Annotated in this window: 21 protein-coding genes, 1 other RNA gene and 1 pseudogene; 9 read left to right on the top strand and 14 right to left on the bottom strand. The window is 71.1% G+C overall.

Annotation, left to right across the window (positions count from 1 at the left end):
* Positions 1 to 3: 3 nt before the first annotated feature.
* From Msi02_RS11595 to Msi02_RS11590, 3 genes are all read right to left on the bottom strand, one after another.
* A complete protein-coding gene (locus tag Msi02_RS11595; protein WP_239108315.1) occupies positions 4 to 1,281 on the bottom strand; it encodes a glycosyltransferase family 4 protein in 1,278 nt (425 codons plus the stop codon).
* A 226-nt stretch (positions 1,282 to 1,507) separates the two neighbouring features.
* Positions 1,508 to 1,639, bottom strand: coding sequence for a hypothetical protein (locus Msi02_RS43920; protein WP_256862666.1), 132 nt, complete (start codon positions 1,637 to 1,639; stop codon positions 1,508 to 1,510).
* 139 nt (positions 1,640 to 1,778) lie between these two features.
* Complete coding sequence (locus tag Msi02_RS11590) at positions 1,779 to 3,419, bottom strand: MmpA family trehalose lipid delivery protein (protein WP_204048341.1); 1,641 nt, start codon at positions 3,417 to 3,419, stop codon at positions 1,779 to 1,781.
* Between the two features lie 209 nt (positions 3,420 to 3,628).
* On the opposite strand from Msi02_RS11590, the gene Msi02_RS11585 reads away from it, so the two are divergent.
* The gene (locus Msi02_RS11585; RefSeq protein WP_204048340.1) at positions 3,629 to 4,201 is read left to right on the top strand and encodes a hypothetical protein; all 573 of its coding nucleotides are present in this window, start codon (positions 3,629 to 3,631) and stop codon (positions 4,199 to 4,201) included.
* Positions 4,202 to 4,251: 50 nt separating this feature from the next.
* Here Msi02_RS11585 and Msi02_RS11580 read toward each other — a convergent pair whose 3' ends face one another.
* Positions 4,252 to 6,459, bottom strand: a complete 2,208-nt coding sequence (locus Msi02_RS11580; protein ID WP_204048339.1) for an acyl-CoA dehydrogenase family protein — start codon at positions 6,457 to 6,459, stop codon at positions 4,252 to 4,254.
* Positions 6,460 to 6,515: 56 nt separating this feature from the next.
* Positions 6,516 to 6,935 (bottom strand): TetR-like C-terminal domain-containing protein, encoded by a 420-nt coding sequence (locus Msi02_RS44500; RefSeq protein WP_204048338.1) that lies wholly within the window; start codon positions 6,933 to 6,935, stop codon positions 6,516 to 6,518.
* Between the two features lie 18 nt (positions 6,936 to 6,953).
* Between Msi02_RS44500 and Msi02_RS44495 the strand changes: the two are divergent.
* The 4 genes and pseudogenes from Msi02_RS44495 to Msi02_RS11560 form a co-directional block, all read left to right on the top strand.
* A pseudogene (locus Msi02_RS44495) lies at positions 6,954 to 7,502 on the top strand (FAD-dependent monooxygenase); the annotation flags it as partial.
* A gap of 95 nt (positions 7,503 to 7,597) precedes the next feature.
* A complete protein-coding gene (locus Msi02_RS43135; protein ID WP_239108313.1) occupies positions 7,598 to 8,146 on the top strand; it encodes an aromatic-ring hydroxylase C-terminal domain-containing protein in 549 nt (182 codons plus the stop codon).
* 111 nt (positions 8,147 to 8,257) lie between these two features.
* Complete coding sequence (locus Msi02_RS11565; RefSeq protein WP_204048336.1) at positions 8,258 to 9,340, top strand: S1C family serine protease; 1,083 nt, start codon at positions 8,258 to 8,260, stop codon at positions 9,338 to 9,340.
* A gap of 78 nt (positions 9,341 to 9,418) precedes the next feature.
* Positions 9,419 to 10,456, top strand: a complete 1,038-nt coding sequence (locus Msi02_RS11560; RefSeq protein ID WP_239108312.1) for an adenosine deaminase — start codon at positions 9,419 to 9,421, stop codon at positions 10,454 to 10,456.
* Between the two features lie 15 nt (positions 10,457 to 10,471).
* Here Msi02_RS11560 and Msi02_RS11555 read toward each other — a convergent pair whose 3' ends face one another.
* From Msi02_RS11555 to Msi02_RS11545, 3 genes are all read right to left on the bottom strand, one after another.
* Positions 10,472 to 10,876, bottom strand: coding sequence for a type II toxin-antitoxin system VapC family toxin (locus tag Msi02_RS11555; RefSeq protein ID WP_239108311.1), 405 nt, complete (start codon positions 10,874 to 10,876; stop codon positions 10,472 to 10,474).
* A gap of 14 nt (positions 10,877 to 10,890) precedes the next feature.
* Positions 10,891 to 11,178: a prevent-host-death protein gene (locus Msi02_RS11550; RefSeq protein WP_143737358.1), complete on the bottom strand. Its 288-nt coding sequence runs from the start codon at positions 11,176 to 11,178 to the stop codon at positions 10,891 to 10,893.
* Between the two features lie 72 nt (positions 11,179 to 11,250).
* Positions 11,251 to 11,805 carry a UTRA domain-containing protein gene (locus tag Msi02_RS11545; protein ID WP_239108310.1) on the bottom strand — a complete coding sequence of 185 codons (555 nt, stop codon included), beginning with the start codon at positions 11,803 to 11,805 and terminating at the stop codon, positions 11,251 to 11,253.
* Positions 11,806 to 11,940: 135 nt separating this feature from the next.
* Between Msi02_RS11545 and Msi02_RS11540 the strand changes: the two genes are divergently transcribed.
* A complete protein-coding gene (locus Msi02_RS11540) occupies positions 11,941 to 12,537 on the top strand; it encodes a TetR/AcrR family transcriptional regulator (protein WP_204048334.1) in 597 nt (198 codons plus the stop codon).
* Between the two features lie 95 nt (positions 12,538 to 12,632).
* Positions 12,633 to 13,805 (top strand): MFS transporter, encoded by a 1,173-nt coding sequence (locus Msi02_RS11535; RefSeq protein ID WP_204048333.1) that lies wholly within the window; start codon positions 12,633 to 12,635, stop codon positions 13,803 to 13,805.
* A 53-nt stretch (positions 13,806 to 13,858) separates the two neighbouring features.
* On the opposite strand, the gene ssrA is transcribed toward Msi02_RS11535, so the two are convergent.
* From ssrA to ftsE, 5 genes are all read right to left on the bottom strand, one after another.
* Positions 13,859 to 14,243: a transfer-messenger RNA gene (gene ssrA, locus Msi02_RS11530) on the bottom strand.
* A gap of 317 nt (positions 14,244 to 14,560) precedes the next feature.
* Positions 14,561 to 16,468 (bottom strand): penicillin-binding transpeptidase domain-containing protein, encoded by a 1,908-nt coding sequence (locus Msi02_RS11525; protein WP_204048332.1) that lies wholly within the window; start codon positions 16,466 to 16,468, stop codon positions 14,561 to 14,563.
* 3 nt (positions 16,469 to 16,471) lie between these two features.
* Positions 16,472 to 16,954, bottom strand: coding sequence for an SsrA-binding protein SmpB (gene smpB / locus Msi02_RS11520; RefSeq protein ID WP_079315628.1), 483 nt, complete (start codon positions 16,952 to 16,954; stop codon positions 16,472 to 16,474).
* A gap of 57 nt (positions 16,955 to 17,011) precedes the next feature.
* Positions 17,012 to 17,911 (bottom strand): permease-like cell division protein FtsX, encoded by a 900-nt coding sequence (gene ftsX, locus Msi02_RS11515; RefSeq protein WP_204048331.1) that lies wholly within the window; start codon positions 17,909 to 17,911, stop codon positions 17,012 to 17,014.
* Between the two features lie 14 nt (positions 17,912 to 17,925).
* Positions 17,926 to 18,615, bottom strand: coding sequence for a cell division ATP-binding protein FtsE (gene ftsE / locus Msi02_RS11510; protein WP_079315626.1), 690 nt, complete (start codon positions 18,613 to 18,615; stop codon positions 17,926 to 17,928).
* Between the two features lie 179 nt (positions 18,616 to 18,794).
* On the opposite strand from ftsE, the gene Msi02_RS11505 reads away from it, so the two are divergent.
* Positions 18,795 to 18,983 (top strand): hypothetical protein, encoded by a 189-nt coding sequence (locus Msi02_RS11505; protein ID WP_030509253.1) that lies wholly within the window; start codon positions 18,795 to 18,797, stop codon positions 18,981 to 18,983.
* On the opposite strand, the gene prfB is transcribed toward Msi02_RS11505, so the two are convergent.
* Positions 18,977 to 20,095 carry a peptide chain release factor 2 gene (prfB, locus tag Msi02_RS11500; protein WP_204048330.1) on the bottom strand — a complete coding sequence of 373 codons (1,119 nt, stop codon included), beginning with the start codon at positions 20,093 to 20,095 and terminating at the stop codon, positions 18,977 to 18,979. The genes Msi02_RS11505 and prfB overlap by 7 nt on opposite strands.
* 83 nt (positions 20,096 to 20,178) lie before the next feature.
* Between prfB and Msi02_RS11495 the strand changes: the two genes are divergently transcribed.
* A complete protein-coding gene (locus Msi02_RS11495) occupies positions 20,179 to 21,270 on the top strand; it encodes a DUF8094 domain-containing protein (RefSeq protein ID WP_143737356.1) in 1,092 nt (363 codons plus the stop codon).
* Positions 21,271 to 21,274: the final 4 nt, after the last annotated feature.

Below are 21,274 nucleotides of genomic sequence, written 5' to 3'. Positions count from 1 at the left end.
CGCTCAGGACTTCTCAGGGTCGTCGCCGGGGGTGTGCACGGGGAGCCGGCCGAGCTCGCCCGCCACCAGTCTGGTCATGGCCGCCCCCGTCTTCCCCCAGGTGAACTCGCCCGCCCAGCGACGGCACGCCCGGGCCATCCGCGCCCTCGTCAGGGGATCGTCCAGCTCCCGCAGCGCCTGGCCGACCACGTCGGCGAGCCGCTCGCCGTCGCGCACCAGCCACCCCGTCACGCCGTGCCGTACGGAGTCGCGCAGGCCGGCCACGTCGTAGGCGACGGTGGGCACGCCGAGCGCCGCCGCCTCGATCACGGTCAGCCCCCAGCCCTCGAACTCCGAGGCCGTGACGTTCAGCCTGGCGCCGCTCAGCACCGCGTTCTTCTCCGCCTCCGGCAGGAATCCGTGCAGGTGGACGCGCCCCGCCACGTCGGGCCTGCCCGCCCGCGCGGCCAGCCGGTCATGCTCGGGGCCCCGCCCGACGACGTGCACGTGCAGGCCGGGACGGCAGGGCGCCAGCTCCGCGGCGAGCTCGACCACCCGCTCGACGCGCTTGTGGCCGACCAGGCGGCCGAGGTAGACGACGGCCGGCCTGCCCGGCACCGGCTCCCTCGCGACGGGCCTGGCGGTCGGGCTGCCGTTGGGCACCACCTCGATGGGGGCCAGCCAGCGGAGGCGCTCCCGCAGTTCGTCGCGGGAGGACTCGGAGACCGTCACCGTGGTGCACCGGCGGTAGAGCAGCCGCGCCACCGGCCCCTCGATGAAGCAGCCGATTCGCGCCAGCCACCGGGGGAAGAAGGCGTAGAACTGCCGGTCGTGCACGTGGTGGACCACGCAGATCACCCGCGTACGGCGGCGTGCCACGACCGGCGAGAAGAACGGGATGCCGTTCATGCAGTCGATGATGACGTCGAACCGGCGGCGGCGCAGCAGCAGCCAGAGCGGGACGAGAAGGTAGACCAGATATTTGTTGCCCATCCTGCGCAGTTCGATCCCGTCGCGCGACTCGCCGCGGGTCTGGTACCGCTCCCGGCTGGTGACGAAGTGGACGCGCGCCCCCTGGCCGACGAGGTAGGCGGCGACCCGCCAGGCGTACTCCTCCGCGCCGCCCGCGACGGTCTGGCTCGGTTCGCGGAAGTTCAGCACGGCCACGCGCACGCCGTCGAGCAGGGGAACGGCGGTGGGAGCCGTACCTGTGCCGGTGGCCGCCAGATGCGGCCTGTCGGACGGCTCGGGAAGAGGGGCCGGGCGCCCCGAGGACTTCGCCTTCGCACCCTGTGCGACCACGACCACTCCTTCGAGGTGACGCGTCTCGGCGGCGAGTTCGAGGGGGCACCGCGGGACGCGGCCGCCGGCACGGGTGGTCCCGGTACGCGGCGGGGTGAGGCGGTGCGGGCGAATCGGGGCACGGACGCATGAGGGCATGGCGAAACCACGCCCCTGACGAACTGGGTCTTCGCGGGGAGTCCTTTTCGAGGGAGTCCTTATGGAACGGACGTCAGGTCTGGTGCGCTCACCTGTCGCCGTAGTTGTAGAGCGGCTTGTTCGGCGGTTCAGCGGTGGGCGCGGCCACGTTGACGACCGCCACGGAGGCGACGCCGGCGAGCACGGCCCCGACCGCGAGAGCAGCCAGCACCTTCAACACGGATGCTTCCTCCTCCACAGTTCGAACGCGCGGGTGCGCCGAGATTAGAACGTGATACAGCTCCTACACCATAGCCTTGGTCAAACCGTGATAAAAAGACTTACTGTCCAGTATGCCGCGAGTCGCCGGTCTTGACTGCTCACAGGCGCACCAGGAGTAGTTCGCGGCCCCTGTAGACGGGGGTCGCCCCCGGCAGCCGAGACAAGAACGTGTTCTCGTCGACTCCTCCGGCGAGCACGTACCGCACCCCCTCCCGGGTCAGCGGCCCGGTGAGCGGACTCGCCGCGGGCCCGGCCAGCAGCGCGCCGATCCGCCGCGCGCGCGGGCTCTCGGCGGCCACCCGGATCTGTCCCCCGCCGCCCGTGCCGACGACGAGCGCGTCGTTCCACACCACCGGCCGGGCGAACATCTTGGTGGCGGGATCGAGGACCACCCGGCCGCCGTTCCAGGAGAACGCCCGGTAGGCGCTCCAGGGCAGCGACAGCAGCGCGCCCGGTGCCGGGTCCCCGTTGACGACGGCCTGGACCCGGCGCCACTCCTCGGGATACTCGGCCGTCCCGAGCCTGCCGAACGCCCCCAGCGCGAACGTCGGCAGGACCAGCACCGGCACCGCCACCGCGGCCGCCGCGACCGGCGCCGGCATGGCGGCGCGGAGGGCCGTCACCGCCACCGCGACCCCCACGGCCTGCGCCAGCGCGAACGGCGCGACGTACACCTGGCCGTCGCGGAGCGGGCCGAACCCCGCCCACCAGCCGATCAGGGCGCGCGGCACGCCCGGCGCGAAGGCCCCGGCGCACGCGATCAGGACACCGGCGCACGCCGCCGCGGCCAGGCCGGGCCACCACGCGGGCCGCCGTACGAACCCGAGCCGTACGAACCCGGCGACCGCGACGAGGGTGAGGGCGAGGCGGACGGCGGCGAGCGCGGGCATGTCCTGTCCGGGCACCACCGCATGGGAGTTCCAGATGCCGCCGAGCGTGAGCAGGCTGCCGAGCGTCCCGAACGGTCCGTCCGCCCGGGGCGCGAAGGCGGCCACCCCGGCCGGATCGGCGGCGGCGTCCGCCCTCAGCACCGGGACGAGCGCGGGGACGAGCCACGGCAGGCTGAGCACGGCGACGACGCCCAGCGACGGCGCCACCGATGACAGCACCGCCCGCGCCCGTCCTCCCCCGCCGCCTCCCCGGCCACGCAGCGCGGCCACCGGGAGCACGGTCAGGGCGCTGACGAGCATGGCCTGGAACCCGCCCGCGGCGGCGGGCAGGAGGGCCGCCGCGAGCCGCACGGTCCCGCCGCGCGCCGCTGCGCGTACGGCCCACGGCAGCCCGGCGTATCCGAGCAGCAGCGCCCACTGGCCGATGAGCAGGCGCTGGGCCAGATATGCGTTCCAGGCGTAGAACGCCGCCGCGGCCAGCCGGGGCACGATCCCGCCTCCCGGCAGGACGTCGCGCGCGAGAGCCCCGGCCCCGGACGCGGCAAGCACGAACAGCCCGAGCAGGATCAGCTTCTGCACGATCTCCGCGGGCAGCAGGGCCGACAGCAGCGCCACGACCTGGTCGCTCGGCACGGCCCGGGGGAAGCCGTCATTGAGGCGCAGCGGCGGGTTCGGTACGAAGACCATGTCGTAGCGCAGCGCGAACCCCGGCCCGAGAGCGGGCCCGAGCGCCAGCACCCCGAGAGCCAGGCCGAGCAGGGCCGGCCCGGTCCGCGCGAGCACCGGCCCCGGGGCGGCGCCGTCACGCCCCGCGAAGCCAAGCCTCGCAAATCGGAAGGGCCGCCACATGTCGTACAGGCTAATGGCGTGGCTTGCCGGCGTTCGATCGCGTCAACATCCGCTCGGCGGCCTGTGCCCGGCAAGGCCGAAAGTGGGCGGCAAGGCCGCTGCAAGCGCTCGGCCGTACCACTGGGACACGGCCGCCGCGACTCCCCGGCGGCGCCCACGCCCCGCCCGCCCGGTCGTCACGGCGCGCCCCAGTAGCACCGGAGGATCACATGCCCCGCTCGACCCGTCACCTGACCGGTCTCGCCGTCCTCGCCGTCGTCGCGGGCGGCCTGGCCGCGCTCAGCGTCCCTGCCCAGGCCGCGCCCACCGCTCCCACCGCGGCCGCTCCCCACACCGCTTCGACTCCCAAAGCCACCCCGACTCCCAAAGCCACCCCGACCGCCGCGCCCGGCGAAGTCACCGCCTCCAGCTACATCGGCCTGGACGCCGACTGGGGGCCCTTCTACTCGGCGTACCGGAACGGCGCGCGGGCCATGGTCCGCGGCCGGGTGTGGGAGGACGAGGACAATGGCAGCTTCAACTTCGAGGCGCGGCTGTATGACCGGGACTCCTCGGCCAGGCTGTGCGCCTACCTGCGCGTGAAGGTCCGCACCGAGGACACCACGTGGAGCAGGACGCTGAAGAAGTGCGGGCCGGACGGCTACGCCCGCTTGTACTTCCACGACTGGGAGGAGGACGTTCCCCAGGACGTCGGGGTCCAGGTCTGCTACCGGGACACGGTCACCCGCACAATCACCTCCTGCGGCGGTTGGCGGCACGCCTACCGCCGGATCACGCCGTGACCGCCGGTCACGCGGGCGCATGGGCGCCCGCGTGAGCGGCGCCTTGTGAGCTACTTGCCCGGCTCCGGGTCACGGGGCAGGCCGAGCATGCGCTCGGCGATGATGTTGAGCTGCACCTCCGTGGTGCCGCCGTAGATCGTCATCGCGCGGGTGGCGAGCACGGCGCGGTTCCAGTAGCCGGCGTCGCCGAGCTTCCAGTCGGCGGCGGTGACGGCGGCCGTGCCGAGCAGCGAGACCGCCACCTCGGAGACGTGCTGCGCGTGCGCGGTGGACAGCAGCTTGCGCACCGACGCGTCGGCGCCCGGCTCGCTCCCGGCGAGCTGCTTGAGGGTCACCCGCAGCGACAGCGCGTTGATCGAGTGCGCCTCGCAGACGACGCGGGCGAGGTCCTGCCGCTCGGCGGCGGTGAGCTCGCGGCCCAGCCGGCCGGCCAGGCCGAGCAGGTCGGGCACCGAGGCGCCGGTGCCGCCCGAGCCGGACGACAGCGAGACCCGCTCGTTCGACAGCGTGTTCCTGGCGACCCGCCAGCCCTCGTTGACCTCGCCGACGACCATCTCGTCCGGCACGAAGACGTCGTCGAGGAACACCTCGTTGAAGAGGTTCTCCCCGGTCATCTCGGTCAGCGGCCGCACGGTGACGCCCGGCGCCTTCATGTTCACGAGGAAGTACGTGATGCCGTCGTGCTTCGGCTTCGAGGTGTCGGACCTGGCGATGCAGATCGCCCACTCGGCGACGTGCGCCACCGACGTCCAGATCTTCTGGCCGTTGAGCTTCCAGCCGCCCTCGACCTTCTCCGCCTTCATCTGCAGCGACGCGAGGTCGGATCCCGCCCCCGGCTCCGAGAAGAGCTGGCACCAGATCAGCTCGCCGCTCAGCGTCGGCGGCAGGAACCGCTCCTGCTGCTCCGGCGTGCCGTACGTGACCAGCGACGGCACCACCCACGCACCGATGATCATCTGCGGCGGCTTGATCTTGGCCGCCCTGACCTCCTGGTGGATGAGCACCTGCTCCAGCGGAGAGGCCGCGCGACCCCAGGGCTTGGGCAGGTGCGGCATGACGAAACCGGCCTTGGCCAGGGCCCGCTTCTGCTCGACGCCCTCCAGGGCGGCGATCTCGGCGAGCTCGGCCCGGATGGACTCGCGCAGCGGCTCCGACTCCTGCGGCAGGTCGATCTCCATCTCCCTGGCGACGCCCTGGAGCGCGAGCGCGGACACTCGGTCGGACCACTCGGAGGAGGAGCCGAGCAGTGCGCGGATGGTCAGCGCCCGGCGGTAGTACAGGTGCGCGTCGTGCTCGAAGGTGTAGCCGATGCCGCCGAACGTCTGGATCGCGTCCTTGGCGCACTGCACGGCCGCGTCGGGCGCCATAACGGCGGCGATCGCGGCGGCGTAGTCGCGCTCGGCGCCCTCCGCCCGGGTGGCGTCCCAGACCGTGGCCCGGGCCTGCTCCAGCGCCACCAGCATCCGCGAGATCTTGTGCTTGATGCCCTGGAACTGGCCGATCGGGCGGCCGAACTGCACCCGGACCTTCGCGTAGTCGGCGGCGGCGGACACGCACCAGGCGGCCACCCCGGCCGCGTCCGCGCCGAGGACGATCGCGGCCACGTTGCGCACCTCGGCGCCGGTCAGGCCGGTCAGCACCCGCTCGGCGGGCACCCGTACGCCGTCGAGCTCGACCTTGGCCACGCCACGGGTGAGGTCGAGCGACTTGACCGCGGTGACCGTCGCCTGGGCGGCGTCGATGGCCACCCACTCCTCGCCGCCGTCCGTGGACACCGGCAGGACCAGCACGTCGGCGACCGCCGCGCCCAGGACGTACCCGGCCGCGCCGCTGATCGTCAGCGCGTCGCCGTCACGGACGCCGGTGATCTCGGCCTCGAGCGCCACCGCGCCGGCCAGCGACCCGTCCGCGAGCCCGGGCAGCAGGTCGGCCTGGGCCTTGCCCTCGGAGGCGAGGATCGCGGCGCCGGCGAGCACGGTCGGCACCATCGGCCCGGGCGCCACCCGCTCCGACAGCGCCTCGATCGCCACGGCCGCCTCCAGGAGGCCGTAGCCGGAGCCGCCGAACTCCTCCGGGATGTGCAGCCCGAGCAGCCCCTGGCCGGCGAGAGCGGGCCAGAAGGCCGGGCGCTCCTCCGTTCCCGGATCGGCGAGGACGCCCACCGTGCTTCGCACGAGGTCGGCGGGCACGGCCCGCTCGGCCCATCCGGTCACCGACTCGCGAAGCGCCTCGTGCTCCTCGCTCAGCCCGATCGCCATAAGATCCTCCAGCGCTAGGTCCTTGTAGAACCATATTCTAGAGGAATATTCGCCGACTAGGCCGTGCCGGTGCACTCGGCCACGGCCCTGACCCCTACACCGTCGAGAACCAGGTCGATGATCAGCCGGCTGGCCCGTTCAGGGTCGAGTTGGTCCGTGCTGCCCGATGCCATGCGGGCGAGGAGGGGTGAGACGAGGAGTTCCGAGATCAGGTCGGGGTCGATGTCCGGGCGGACCTCCCCCCGTTCCACGCCGCGTCGCAGAACACGGTTCATGGCTTCCCGCCGGGGAGCGACGATCTCCTCGAAGTAGCGGCTGTGCAGCCGGGGGAAGGCCGCGGCCTCGGCGTTGAGGGCTCGCAGCATACCGCTGGCCCGTGTGTCGACGACGCGCTCGGCCAGGGCCCGCAGGAGAACGGCCAGGTCGTCGCGGGTGTCGGCACCGGCCGGCGAGGGCCGCTCTCGACCAGACTGCACTCGCTCGCCGGCCCGGAGTTGCGGCGCTGGAGGCTGCCGGCCGCGGAGGACTTCAGCGGCGTCTCCCCCTGCCCCAGCGCCTTCGTCAAACAGGCCGACCTGGAGAAGGTCGTCCGCGCGCACGCGCGCGCCGCCGGCGCCGACCTGCGTCTCGGCCACCGCCTCGTCGAACTGCGCCGGAATGACGACCAGGTCGTGGCGCGGATACGCGGCGCCGACGGCGGCACGTACACCGTGGCGGCCGAATACCTGCTGGCCGCGGACGGAAACGGCAGCGCCGTCCGCGAGAGTCTGGGCATCGGCCGGAGCGGCGCCATGGTGATCGCGCACGTATTGGAGATCGGCTTCCAGGCCGACCTGCGCCGGATGCTCGACGGCCGCCGGCTCGCCCTGGCCTTCACCGGCCCGCCCGACCATGCGTTCCTGTCCTGGAACACCGCACAGGACCACGGGACGGTGTCGGTGACCTATGACCCCGCGCTCGACGATCCGGCGACGTTCGACATCCAACGGTGCCGCGAGATCGTCTCACGCGCGCTCGGGCTGCCGCCCTCGCGCTTCAGGCTCACCGGACGCCGCCCCTGGCAGATGGGCGGCTGGGTGGCCGACTCCTACCGCGTCGGCCGGGCGGCTGCTGGAGGACTACGAGCCCGAGCGCCGCGGTGGGCCGAATTACGGTGGAGCAGGCGCTGCTGCGCGCCCGCGCCCGCGCCCGGGTCCCGGTCGAGGACCGTCCGCTGCTCAGTGAGGCGGCTGTGGCCATCGGCTACCGCTACCCCATATCCGGTGACGACCCGGCCGCCGCCGATCCACCGGCGGCGCAGGAGCCGGACCGTTGGCGGGGCGAGCCCGGCACCCGGCTGCCGCATGTGCCTCTCGCCGGCCAGGACGGGCCCGGCTCCACCCTCGACCTGGTCCGCGACGGCCGCTATCTGCTTCTCGCCGGGCCCGAAGGTCGCGCCTGGGTACAAGCAGCACGACGGATGGATCCGCACGGCGCCTTCCTTGACGCGACGCTCCTGCCCCGCCGGGTCGCCTCGGCGACGACACGGCCCACCGACGCCTGCGGCATCAGCGGCCAGGGCACCTTGTTGGTCCGTCCCGACCACGTGATCGCCTGGCGCACTCCCCATGCCGCCCCCGACACCCTCACCGCCCTGGCATCCGCCATGCGACGGGCGCTGGGAGCCGACCGCCCACCGGCACGCTGAGACCGACACTCCCCTTGAGCCGGTATGAGGCGTCCCGGGCACCCGTCATGAGCTGCGCTTGTCCCGGCGTGCCGCCTTGCGGCGACTGTTCGCGCAGGTAGACAGGGGACTATGCAGCTCTCACGGAAGGTCCTCCGTACGGTCGCCGCCCCGGCCGTGGCCGCGCTGGTCGCGGGGGGATGCGCGCCGGGAACCGCCCCGGGCGAGACCGCCTCTCCGACGGCGTCTCCGAAGACGGGGACGGCCACGCCCGTGCCGACCCGCCCGATCGAGCTCGAGACGACCTATGAGCAGGTCATCAAGAGGGTCCTTCCGTCGATCGTGCAGATCACCACAGGACAGGCGCTGGGCTCGGGCATCGTCTACGACACCGACGGCCACATCCTGACGAACGCCCACGTCGTCGGCGCCGCCACGGAGTTCCAGGTCACGCTGGCGACCGGCGGAAAGCCGAGGAAGGCCCGGCTGGTGAGCTCCTATCCCCCCGGCGACCTGGCGATCATCCAGGTCGAGAACAGGAACGGGCTGACGCCCGCGACCTTCGGCCGCTCCGCGAACCTCAAGGTCGGGCAGATCGTGCTCGCGATGGGCAACCCGCTCGGCTTCTCCGGCAGCGTGACCCAGGGCATCGTGTCGGCCCTGGGCCGCACCGTGACGGGCGAACGGCACGCCGGCGGCGGGGCCGCGACCATCGCCAACGCCATCCAGACCTCCGCGCCCATCAACCCCGGCAACAGCGGCGGCGCGCTGGTGGACCTGTCCGGCCAGGTCATCGGCATCCCGACGCTGGCCGCCGTCGATCCCAACCTGGGCGCCGCGCCCGGCCTCGGCTTCGCGATCCCGAGCGACACCGCGACCGACATCGCCCGCCAGATCATCCAGTACGGCCGGGTCGTCAACAGCCATCGGGCGGCCCTCGGCGTACGGGTCGGCACGGCGGTCGACGCGGACGGCAACCCGATCGGCGTGGCCGTCGGCTCGGTGTCCCCCGGGGGCGGCGCGGACAAGGCCGGCATCCGCCCCGGCGACGTGATCGTGAAGGTCAACGGCACGTCCACGCCCACCGCCAGCGCCCTGTCGCAGATCCTGGTGACGCTCAAACCGGGCGACAAGGCCCGGGTCGAGCTGATGCAGCCGGACGGCACCAGGCGCACGGTCACCGTCGTGCTCAGCGAACTCCCGGCCGGAGGATGAGCCTGATCCTGACAAAGTGGTGTGAGATACGGCGGAATCGCTTGGAGGAGACTCCTACCTGGTTGTTACGTTCTGTCCGTGATCTCCCCGGAACTCACCCGGTTCATCGCCGGGCTGCCCAAGGCGGAACTGCACGTACACCACATCGGTGCGGCGTCACCGCACATCGTCGCCGAGCTCGCCGCGCGTTACGAGGGGACGACGGCCGTGCCCGCCGACCCCGCACAGGTCGAGGCGTTCTACGACTTTCGCGACTTCTCCCATTTCCTCCAGATCTACCCCCAGATCGTGGACCTGGTGAGGACGCCCGAGGACCTATGGACGCTGATCCACGGCGTGGGCGGCGACATGGCCGCCCAGCAGGTGCGGTACGCCGAGCTCACCGTCACGCCGCAGCCCCACCTGGCCCGGGGTTTCGCCCCGCAGGAGTTCTGCGAGGTGATCGAGGACGCCCGCCGCAGGGTGGAGGCGGACTTCGGCACCATCCTGCGCTGGTGCTTCGACATCCCCGGCATCCCGGGCCCACCCGCCGAGCAGACGCTGTCGATCGCGCTCGGCCACCGGCCGGACGGCCTGGTCAGCCTGGGCCTCGGCGGCGCGGAGGCCGGGGTGTCCCGGTCGCAGTTCGCCCCGTACTTCGCCGCGGCCCGCGCCGCCGGGCTCCACTCGGTGCCGCACGCCGGCGAGGTCACCGACGCCGAGTACGTCTGGCAGGCCGTACGCGATCTCGGCGCCGAGCGCGTCGCGCACGGCATCCGCGGCGTGGAGGACCCGGCGCTGCTGGAGCACCTGGCCGAGCACGGGATCACGCTGGAGGTCTGCCCCACCTCCAACGTCTGCACCAGGGCCGTGCCCAGCCTGGCCGAGCACCCGCTGCCCGCGCTCGTCGCGGCCGGGGTGCCGATCACGGTGAACACCGACGACCCGCCCATGTTCGGCACCGACCTGAACCGGGAGTACGCCGTGGCGGCCGAACTGCTCTCCCTCGACGAGAAGGGCGTCGCCGACCTGGCCCGCGCCGCGGTGGAGGCGTCCTTCCTCGGCGCCGAGGGCAAGGCGGCCCTGCTCGCGGAGATCGATGCCTACGCCGGTCAGAACTCGTCGGCGCCGACCTGAGCGCTTCGGGGTGAGTCAGGCCGTCGCATCCGGAGGCCGCGAGACGGCCACGACTTCCACCATGCCGTCGAGACCGGCGAAGTCCTTCGGATTAGCGGTGTAGAGAGGAAGCCCGTTGCTGGCGGCGATCGCGGCGATCATCAAGTCAGCCACCCTGCCGCGTGGCTGCCGACCGGAGCTACGAACGGCAGCGCATATCTGGCCATATATCCGGGCGGCCTCGGCGTCGTAGGGCAGCGCGTCAAAAGTGGCCTCGACATGCTGCAGGACGGCTATCCTCCGGGCACGCTTGATCGGGTCAGCGGTGGCATGCGGCGCGTCCGACAACTCGCCGAGCGTCACAGCAGTGATCAGGGATGCTTCCGGAAGTTCGGTGGCATCGAACAGGGACAGGACGGCCACGATGTTGGTGTCGAGCACACCTTCCGCATGTCTCACAGGCCGGTCCCCTCCAGCGGATCGGCGGGCAACTCCTGATCGATCACGGCGTCCAGGTCGGCGCGGAGTTCGGCGGCATCGAGAACAGGCGCAGTAGCGAAAACGGCCAACACCTCTGCGGTCGGAACGGCCCGGCGACGCTTGATTGGGATGACCTCGGCAAGCGGTTCGCCGTTGATCGTCAACACATACTGCTGTCCCTGCCTCAGGCCCCGGGTAATGCTGCCGGAGTCGCTGACGAACTGCCGCACACTGACATCGACAGGTCTGGGTCTGGCGCTCATCGTTCCATCCTAACGACCCGTACTACGCCGTACCACAGTACCTTGGCCAGCGGAGATCGATGCCTACGCCGGTCAGAACTCGTCGGCGCCGCTCACCTGAACGATGTCGAAGACGTGCCGGGAGGCGGCGCAGACCGTCTCCAGCACGTGGATCGGCAGGTCCTCGGCCGAGTAGGAGGCCCGTACGATCTGGACCACCCACTCGCCGGGGTCTACTTCGAGCGTGGCCGCCTCGTCGCCCCCGGGCGGCCGGGCGACCAGGTGCTCCTCCGCCCGCCCGAACCGGTGGCCCAGCTCCTCGATGCGCGCCTGCAGGCTCGGCGCCAGGAAGCCCGGCTCGCACAGCGGCGTGTCCGCGAAGAGGTCGAGCCGCAGGAAGCTCGTGGCGACCCGCACCGGCACGTCGCCGGCGAGCAGCAGCTTGCGCCGGGCCAGCACCGGCGTGCCGGGCTCGACCCGCAGCCCGGCGGCCACGTGCTCGGACGCGGGCTCCGGGCCGACGTACAGCATCCTGCGCCCGGCCCGCACCCCCTGCCGCTCGGCCTCCGTCAGGAACAACGAGGCCGATCCCCGTACGGCCGGCTCCGACGGCAACGATCGCCGCACCACCACTCTCGGCTGCCCCACGGCAGACTCCCTCCCACGTACCGCCCCGACTCTAGGTACTCGTCCTACCTGAGAGCCACTCCGGGGTGGGCTCCACGGGATGACGCGGGCAGGAGTATTGAAACGGTCAATCCAAAACTTTGCTAGGCTGCCCGCATGGCCCGGCCGAGGACGTTCGACGAGGAGCGGGCCCTGGACGCGGCGATGCGCACGTTCTGGGAGAAGGGCTACGAGGCCGCTTCCACACAGGACCTGTGCGACGCCACCGGACTGGGGCGCAGCAGCATCTACAACACGTTCAAGAGCAAGCAGGATCTGTTCGAGCGCGCACTGGACCGCTACCTGGCCAGCATGACCACCGCCCATCTGGCCATCCTGGAGGACCCGACGAGGAGCGGCGCCGATCGCATCCGCGCCCTGCTCGCCCTGGTCGTCGAGGATGAGACCGCGAACCGGACCGGCGGTCGCGGCCCGGGGTGCCTGGGCGTGAACACCACGGTGGAAGCGGCCGCCCACGAGACCCGGGCGGCCGAGATGCTGGAGCGTGACACGACCCGGCGGCTGTCGGCCCTCCGCACAACCATCGAGGAGGGCCGCCGAGACGGAAGCATCGCCTCGGCGCGCAAACCGGAGGCACTGGCCCGATTCGTCAACGCGGCCATCGCCGGCATGCGCGTCTCCAGCCAGGGAGGCGCGGACCGCGCGGCCCTGGAGTCCATCGCCGAGATCACCCTGGACGCGCTGACCCGCTGAACCGCCGGCCCGGGCACCATCCGCACCCGGGCGGCGCCTTGCCACGCCCCAATTTTGAACCGATCTATCCAAAACCCTGAAGAAGGAGTACGCACGTGCCTCGTGCCGTATACGTGCTGGCGCTCGGCATCTTCGCCATGGTGACCAGCGAGTTCGCGGTCGCCGGGCTGATGCCGCAGATGGCCGCCGGACTGGACGCCACCGTTCCCCAGATCGGCTACCTCATCACCGCGTTCGCGGTGGCGATGGCGGCCGGTGGGCCGTTCCTGACCGTGGCGGTGGCGAAGCTGCCGCCGCGCACGGCGCTGACGGCACTGCTCACGGTATTCCTGGCGGGCAACGTGCTGGCCGCCACGGCGACCGGCTACGCCACCATGATGGGCGCCCGGATCATCACCGGCATCGCCTCACAGGCCTTCTTCGGCGTCGCCATCTCGTTGTGCGCCCGTCTCGCCGGGCCCGAGATTCGCGGCCGGGCGATCGCGGTGGCCATGAACGGCCTGATGCTGGGCACCCTCCTGGGGCTGCCGCTGTCCACGGTGATCGGGGAGCGGTTCGGCTGGCGGGCGGCCTTCTGGATCGTCTCCCTGCTCGCTCTGATCGCCGCCGTGGCCACCCTGATCGGCGTGCCGCGCCTGAACCGGGCCGAGGGCGGCGGTTTCCGCCAGGAGGCCGGCATCCTGGCCAGGCCCAGGCTGTGGCTGGTGCTGTCGACCAGCACGCTCATCATCGGCGCCACCTTCTCGGCCTTCAGCTACTTCAACCCCATCCTCACCGAGGTCACCGGGTTCTCCCCCGGAACGGTCCCCTTGCTACTGATCGCCTACGGAGCCGCCACCGTCGTCGGGAACACCGTGGTCGGCCGCCTCGCAGACCTTCACACCGTGCCCGTCCTCGCGATCGGCCTCGTCCTCAACCTGGTCTTCCTCACCGGCTTCGCCGCCTTCGCCGACCTGCCCGGCCCGGCGGTCGTCTGCATGATGGGCGTCGGCCTGGCCGGCGTGACCATGAACCCGGCGATGGCCACCCGCGTCCAGCGCACCGGCAACGCGGGCCCGCTGGTCAACACGGTCCATTCCTCGTTCATCACCCTCGGCATCATCCTCGGCTCCTCCATCGGAGCCGTCGTCATCGACGCCTGGGGACTGCGAGCCCCGCTGTGGCTCGGCGCCGCGCTGGCGCTGGCCGGTCTGGCCACCCTCCTGCCCGACCTCGTCCACCGCCCCTCCGCCCCGCTCGCCCAGGACGAACGGCCGCAACGGGTCTAGACGCCGGAAGGGCGGGGAGGAAGCGTTCGCTTCCTCCCCGCCCTTCCGCGGAGATGTGGAGGTGGCGGGAATCGAACCCGCGTCCTTCAACACCAAGACAGGGCTTCTCCGGGTGCAGCCTGTTGCGCTTTTCTCGGCCCCGGCAATCTCACAGGCGAGTCGCCGACGGGCCCAGTCACTGTTTGGTTTCCCGTACGGCCCCGTGACCGGGCCGGACGGTTGAGCCTTCTAGCGATGTCAGTTCCGGGCCGAAGGCACTCCCGGGCTGACAGAGGTTTCTCGCTGCTTAGGCGGCGAGAGCCAGGGAAGCCTGGCTGACCTCAGTGCTCTTCTTATTGGCACTTATTGTTCGCGGTCACAGTGTTGACGGGGTTATGTCCGCAGTCCCCGACCCGCTTCCCCTGACTTGCAATGTCGAAGTCGAAACCGGTCACCCCCATGTGCAGTTGTCAATCCAGACCCGAGGGCCTGGCATCACAAGCTTACTCATGACAACACCGGCGACGCGACTCGAATTCCGGCCCGCCGGTGCACCAGGGGGCCGATGGGACGCCGAAGCCCCCGGGAACGCGGCCTCTGGCGCGCGCCCCGGGGGCTGACCGGCAGGGTCGAGCCGGTCCAGACGGGCAGGGCTCCCCCCGAGATGGAGCCCTGTCCTCATCACGGCGACTGGGCCCGCAACCCCCCAAGCGGGTCCCAGTCACCTAGAAAGACGCCGGTCGCCACCCTGATGGTTGCTCGCCTCCGAGCATTTTTCAGGTCTGGGGCTGGGCGTCGCGGAAGAAGCTGCCGGCGATCGTCGAAGCGGCCGCCGTGTCGCCGCTCTGCGCCAGCACGGCGACCGCGACATCCCCCTGCCAGCCCACGAACCACGAGAGCCTGATGCGGTCCTTCTTCTCCGTCTGGGTGACCTCGGCGGCCACGCCGTACACGGGGTCGCCGGGCGCGGAGGCGGCGGAGGCCGCGCCGGACGTCACACCGGCCCGCATGAGTGTGCGCAGCTTCGCGGTGATCGCGGGATCGAGCGTCACCGGCTGGACGGCGGCCGGCGTGACACCGTCCCCGGTCGCCGGGTCGGGAGCGCTGGGCGAGGTCACCAGCACCGGCGGCCGCCACGTGCCGGACTTGACGGCCGCGGCGACGAGGGCCATCGCCAGCGGGCTCACGCGGGCGCCCTGCCCAGCCATGATCTTCGCGATGGCGGCGTCGCCTTTGGGGGCGTCCATCGACCCGCTGAACGTCTTCAGCGGCAGCTTCCAGTCGCCGCCGATGCCGAACTGGCTCGCGCTGTCGGACAGCCGCTGCCCGCTGATCCGCCGGGCCAGCGACGCCAGGGCGGTGACGCAGCCCTGCGCGAAGTCGGTCTGGAAGGTGGGCACCGTCACGCCGTTGACGCCGGGCTGCTGGAATCGGGCTCCGCCCACGGTGCGGTCGGCGCTGCAGGGCACCTTCTGCTTCGGGTCGAGGCCCGACTGGAGCAGTCCTTCCGCGGCGATGACGGAGAACGCGGTGCCGGCCGCGAACCTGCCCGCCAGCGCGTCCTTCTCCTGGTGGAACTGGTTGGTGGAGACGGCGAGCAACTGGCCGGTGGAGGCCTGCACCGCGACGAGCGCGGCCGGCCGGGACCCCGCCACCGCGGCGTCCCCCGCCCTCTGGAGGCGGCTGTCGATCGTGGTCTGGACCGACGAGTTCTCCCGCCCCGGCCACGCCTTGAGCTCCTTGACCAGCCGCCCGGTGGCATTGTCGAGGATGACGACCCGGGTCTCGGTCGAGCCGGTGAGCTGGTCCTGGTAGGCCTTCTGCAGGCCGTCCCTGCCGAGGGTGTCGCCGGCCCGCTGCGGCCCGCCGAGCCGCTGCTCCGCCTCCGGGGTGATGGCCGTGACCACCCCGACGATCTGGGTGGGCGACTTGGGGGCGACCGGCGGGTTGTCGATCTGGAACTCCAGACCTTGGATGGCCTCCAGCTTGGACCTGATCTGGGCGAACTTCGTCCGCCCGAACGTCGCGAGGGGGACGAAGTCCTGCGGGGGCGACGACAGGATGCGGCTCAGCAGGCGGTCCTGGGCGAAGCCGGTGACCTTCGACAGCTGGTCGCACAGCCGGCCGGGGTCCTTGACCTTGGCGGGGAAGACCCCGGCGACGTGCAGGACGGTCTCGTCCTGCAACGAGTTGCCGTTCCGGTCGAGGATCGGCTTGCGGCCCTTCGGGACGGTGGCGACCGCGAGCCGCTGCCCGGGGTGGAGGTCGGGGTGGATGACGCTCGGCGACCACCGCACCTTCCACTGGCCGCCGACCAGGTGCAGGGGCAGGTTCCCGTCGTACTGCCAGAGGGGGTTGTTCTCACCGAGGTCGACCTCGGCGTGGTAGCCGGCCTGCGCGGCGTCGCCGTCCTGGCTGATCCCGCGCAGGGAGAAGCGGATCGAGGCGGCGTCCAGTTGCAGGCGGGCGTTCTCCAGCGCCTTGCGCACCGCCGCCTGGTCGCCGTCGGCCCGCCGCGCGGCGGCCGCGTAGTCCCCCGTCTGCCAGCCGACGAGGAAGTCGCGCACCGCGTCGTGCGGCGTCGGCTCCTCGAAGCAGCCGGTCAGCAGGGGCGCGGCCAGGCCCAGCGCGAGCGCGGCCCGTACGGCTCTCGCCCGGACGACCCCGAATGATCGGAAGGACACGGCCTAACGGCCCCCCCGGCGGCGGACCGCGTTCGACATGGCCCGCGCCATCTCCCGGCTGGCCTGCTTCTCCATGAGCGTCTGCCGCTTGTCGTAGTCCTTCTTACCCCTGGCGATGCCGATCTCGATCTTCGCCCGGCCGTCCTTGAAGTACATCGACAGCGGGATCAGCGTGAGGCCCTTCTCCTTCAGCGTCGCGTCGAGCTTGCCGATCTCCTTGCGGTGCAGCAGCAGCTTGCGCGTGCGCCGGGCGGCGTGGTTGGTCCAGGTGCCCTGGCTGTACTCCGGGATGTACACGTTGATCAGCCAGACCTCGCCGCCCTCGACCGAGGCGTAGCCGTCGGTCAGGTTGGCCTTTCCCGCCCGCAGGGACTTGACCTCGGTGCCGGTCAGGACGAGCCCGGCCTCGTAGGTGTCCTCGATGAAGAAGTCGTGCCTGGCACGCTTGTTCTGGGCGATCAGCTTGCGCCCGGTCTCACGTGGCATAAGGGGAGCCTACCGTCGCCGCGAAGGGCGGAAACGAACTGCGCGGCCGGTGCGGGATCACACCCGCAGGTAGCGGCGCAGGGTGACGAACGAGGCGAGCACACAGATCAGCACGCCGATGGCCATGGTGCCGGTGATCACCCCGGCGACCGTGTCCCAGCCGAGGGGCGCGGCCATGTACGTCTGGATCGACTCGAAGATGAAGACCTTGACGATGATCAGGATCACGCCGGACAGGACGCCGCCGATGAGGCCCGCGATCAGGCCCTCCAGCACGAACGGAAGCTGGATGTAGATGTTGGAGGCGCCGACCAGCCGCATGATGCCGGTCTCCCTCCGGCGGTTGTACGCCGACAGCCGGACCGTGTTGCCGATCAGCAGGGTGGCCGCGATCACCATGAGGATCGCGATGCCGAGCGCCACGTTGCGCAGCGTGTCCATGAAGCCGAAGACCGACTGGAGCAGGTTGCGCTCGTTGACGACGTTGGAGACGCCGGGCTGCCCCTTGAGGCTGCTCTCCACGGCGTCCGCCTTCTCCGGGTCCTTCAGCTTGACCCGGAACGACTCCGGCATGTCCTCGGGCTTGGTGACCGAGAGGAGCAGCGTGTTGCTCTCGGTGCTCTGGAAGTTCTTGAACGCCTGGGCCTGGTTCTCGAACTGCACCCGCTCGACGTCCGGGAGCGCCTTGATCGTCTGCTCCAGGTTGCCCTTCTCCTCCTGTGTGACCGCGCCCCTGTTCTTACAGGGTTCGAAGGGCGAGCCCTTGGTGCACAGGTAGACCGACAGCTCGACCTTGTCGCTCCAGAAGCCGGTCAGCTTCGAGACCTGGGAGTTGATCATCAGTCCGACGCCGAGCAGCGCCATGCCGACCGCCACGGTCACGATCACCGCGATGGTCATCGTGAGGTTGCGCCGAAGGCCGATCCAGACCTCGGAGAAGATGAAGTTGGCCCGCATGGTCCCAGTTACTCCTAATACGCCTGGCCGTACACGCCGCGCGACTGGTCGCGGACGATCTTGCCGTCCTCGAGCTCGACCACGCGCTTGCGCATGGAGTCGACGATCGCGGCGTCGTGTGTCGCCATGAGGACGGTCGTGCCGGTCCTGTTGATTCGGTCGAGCACCTTCATGATGCCGATGCTCGTGGCGGGGTCGATGTTTCCCGTGGGCTCGTCGGCGAGCAGGATCATCGGCCGGTTGACGAACGCGCGGGCCATGGCGACCCGCTGCTGCTCACCACCGGACAGCTCCTCCGGCATGCGGTGTGCCTTGCCCTCGAGGCCCACGAGCTCGATGACCTCGGGCACGACCTTGCGGATGAAGCGGCGCGGCTTGCCGATGACCTCCAGGGCGAACGCCACGTTCTCGTAGACGTTCTTGTTCGGCAGCAGCCGGAAGTCCTGGAACACGCAGCCGATGCGGCGGCGCAGGTGCGGCACCTTGAAGTTGGACAGCTTCGACAGGTCCTTGCCGGCCACGTGGATGGAGCCGCTGTTGGGCCGCTCCTCCTTCAGCACCAGCCGGAGGAAGGTGGACTTCCCCGACCCTGACGGACCGACCAGGAACACGAACTCGCCCTTGTCGACGTCCACGCTCACGTGGTCGAGGGCGGGCCGGTTTTGGTTCGCGTAGACCTTGGTGACATTATCGAAATGGATCACGGGCGCATCACGGCTAGCCAGTCTAGGGGGTGGGACGGCCGGTCCGGGGGTCGCCGGTCACTTTGCTCTGGATCGACGTTCCGTTTGGCCAGAGGCCAGTCTAGGGGTAACACTGGCATGGAACGTCCATAACGGAAACAAAACGATTAGCCCTTGGGCGATGGGGCGGTAAAGCTGCTATGAGCTGCGAACATCTGATCTGCGCCGCGTGCGCGGGCCCCGTGGTGGAGGGGCGCTGCCCCGTCTGCCGCGAGGGCCGCGCCAAGGTTCACCACCACGGGTTCATGGGGCTGTCGCCCCTGGTCATCGCGCTGATCGTGCTACTGGTCGTGGCGCTGGTCGCACTGACCCACGTCAGCGGTTACTGACCGTCACCCGATTCCTGACGGCGCATCCAGCGGATCTCGCCCTCGATGAACTCGTCGAGGTCGCCGTCCAGCACGGCGGAGGGGTTGCCCGCCTCCACACCCGTACGCAGGTCCTTGACGATCTGGTAGGGGTGCAGCACGTAGTTGCGGATCTGCGTGCCCCATGACGTCGTCGCCTCGCCGCGCAGCTCGTTCATCGCCGCGGCCTCCTCCTGGCGCTTGCGCTCAAGCAGCTTCGCCTGGAGGACGGCCATCGCCGTCGCGCGGTTCTGCAGCTGCGACCGCTCGTTCTGGCAGGAGACCACGATCCCGGTCGGGAGGTGGGTGATCCGCACGGCCGAGTCGGTCGTGTTCACACCCTGGCCGCCCGGCCCGGACGACCGGTAGACGTCGATGCGCAGGTCGTCTTCGTTGATGTCGATGTGGTCGGTCTGCTCGACCACGGGCACCACGTCCACGCCCGCGAACGAGGTCTGCCGGCGGCCCTGGTTGTCGAACGGGCTGATCCGCACCAGCCGGTGGGTGCCGTGCTCGCCCCTGAGCGTGCCGTACGCGTAGGGGGCCTTGACCGCGAAGGTGGCCGACTTGATGCCGGCCTCCTCGGCGTAGGAGGTCTCGTAGACCTCCGCCGGGTAGCCCTTGCGCTCGGCCCACCGCAGGTACATGCGCAGCAGCATCTGGGCCCAGTCGGCCGCGTCGACGCCGCCCGCCTGCGAGTTGATGGTCACCAGGGCCTCGCGGGCGTCGTACTCGCCCGACAGGAGCGTGCGGACCTCGAGCGCGCCGACCTCGGACCTGAGCGCGGCGAGCTCCCTTTCCGCCTCGGCCAGCGCGTCCTCGTCGCCCTCCTCGGACGCCAGCTCGAACAGGACCGGAAGGTCCTCGAGGCGGCGGCCCAGGCCGTCCACCCGGTTGACCTCGGCCTGGAGGTGGGAGAGCCGGCTGGTGACGCGCTGCGCCTGCTCGGGGTCGTTCCACAGGTCGGGCGCGGCAGCCTGCTCCTCCAACTCGGCGATCTGCTTGCGCAGGGCGTCGAGGTCGAGCACGTCCTGAATGCCCTTCAGCGTGCCGCTAAGCTCGTTGATCTCTTCGGCTGGATCGATGACTGCCACGTCTGTAAAGGGTACGCGAATCGGGGACCCGGTCAGGCAGTCCGCCTCGGTAGCATGTGGATCGATTGCATGGGGAGGCTGGCGTGAACGGGGTCGTTCGGAGTGCGCTGGCCCTTGCCCTCGTCACCTGTACGGCTGTCGCCTGCTCCGGCGGCGGGGAGCCGGCCCGGCCGACGGCCAGCCCGGCGGCGGCCACCTCCGCCCTGCCGAGTCCCGGCGAGAGCCCGTCGCCGTCGCCCAGTCCCCCGGCGGTGACGCTGGAGGAGGCGTCCCGGGCGCTCGACGCGTTCCTGGACACCGACGACGTGCTGCGGCTGGCCGGCGCCGACCGGTGGGCGCTCCTGCTCACCCAGGACGGCCAGCGGCCCATCACGATCGCCGGCATCCACTCCCAGGAGGGCGAGCCCGCCCGCTACACCTGGGATCGCCGTACGGTGCTCGTGCCCCGGCAGAGCGGCCGCTCGGCCGTCTGGTTCGCGGCCACGGCCCGGCGGCGCGACGCGTCCGGCGAGGTCCGCACGGGCGTGTTCACGTTCGTACGGCAGGGCCAGGACGGGCGGTGGCTCAACAGCTTCGCGTCCCTGCTCTATCCCGGCGAGAAGCCGCCCTCGGTCGCCCTCGACGCGGACGGGTACGCCACGGCGCTGGAGTCGCGCGACGCCTCGGTGGCCATCAGCCCCAACCTGATGGGCCCGCTGCACGCCACGGTCGCCGAGGAGGGCCCCAAGGGCTACGCCTCCGGGCTGATCGCCCCCGGTCCGCAGACGACGGGCTTCTACGACGAGATCGTCAAGACCAAGGTGACGGCGAAGGCCGACGACTGCATGGTCTACGAGTCGATCTTCGCCTCGGCTCCCAACTACCCGACCTTCGCCCTGCGCACCCGCGACGGCGGCGCGATGATGCTGTACACGCTGATCCGCACGTCCTCGTGGACCGCCAGCGCCCAGCCGCAGGGCCAGCCCCAGGGGCTGAAGTGCGCCGAGGGCCGTCCGGTGGCGATCCCCGCCGAGGCCCGCTGGCTGCTGAACCCCGCCAAGAACCTGTTCATCCGGCAGAAGCGGCAGATCGTCGAGACCCAGCAGTACGTGAGCGCGGTGCCGCCCAAGGCGTCCACCGCGCCCGCGCACGTCGTCGGCTACGAGGGCTTCGTCACCGGCGGCTCCAACCGCTGATCGC

Source organism: Microbispora siamensis (assembly GCF_016863095.1).
In the GTDB taxonomy this organism is placed as follows: Bacteria; Actinomycetota; Actinomycetes; order Streptosporangiales; family Streptosporangiaceae; genus Microbispora; species Microbispora siamensis.
This window is presented reverse-complemented; position numbering and strand designations above follow the sequence as displayed.

Excerpts from the sequence above, each read along its gene's own strand:
- Msi02_RS11590 (WP_204048341.1), bottom strand. The coding sequence starts at position 3,419 with ATGTGGCGGCCCTTCCGATTTGCGAGGCTTGGCTTCGCGGGGCGTGAC.
- Msi02_RS11585 (WP_204048340.1), top strand. The coding sequence starts at position 3,629 with ATGCCCCGCTCGACCCGTCACCTGACCGGTCTCGCCGTCCTCGCCGTC.
- Msi02_RS11580 (WP_204048339.1), bottom strand. The coding sequence starts at position 6,459 with ATGGCGATCGGGCTGAGCGAGGAGCACGAGGCGCTTCGCGAGTCGGTG.
- Msi02_RS11565 (WP_204048336.1), top strand. The coding sequence starts at position 8,258 with ATGCAGCTCTCACGGAAGGTCCTCCGTACGGTCGCCGCCCCGGCCGTG.
- Msi02_RS11550 (WP_143737358.1), bottom strand. The coding sequence starts at position 11,178 with ATGAGCGCCAGACCCAGACCTGTCGATGTCAGTGTGCGGCAGTTCGTC.
- Msi02_RS11540 (WP_204048334.1), top strand. The coding sequence starts at position 11,941 with ATGGCCCGGCCGAGGACGTTCGACGAGGAGCGGGCCCTGGACGCGGCG.
- smpB (WP_079315628.1), bottom strand. The coding sequence starts at position 16,954 with ATGCCACGTGAGACCGGGCGCAAGCTGATCGCCCAGAACAAGCGTGCC.
- ftsX (WP_204048331.1), bottom strand. The coding sequence starts at position 17,911 with ATGCGGGCCAACTTCATCTTCTCCGAGGTCTGGATCGGCCTTCGGCGC.
- Msi02_RS11505 (WP_030509253.1), top strand. The coding sequence starts at position 18,795 with ATGAGCTGCGAACATCTGATCTGCGCCGCGTGCGCGGGCCCCGTGGTG.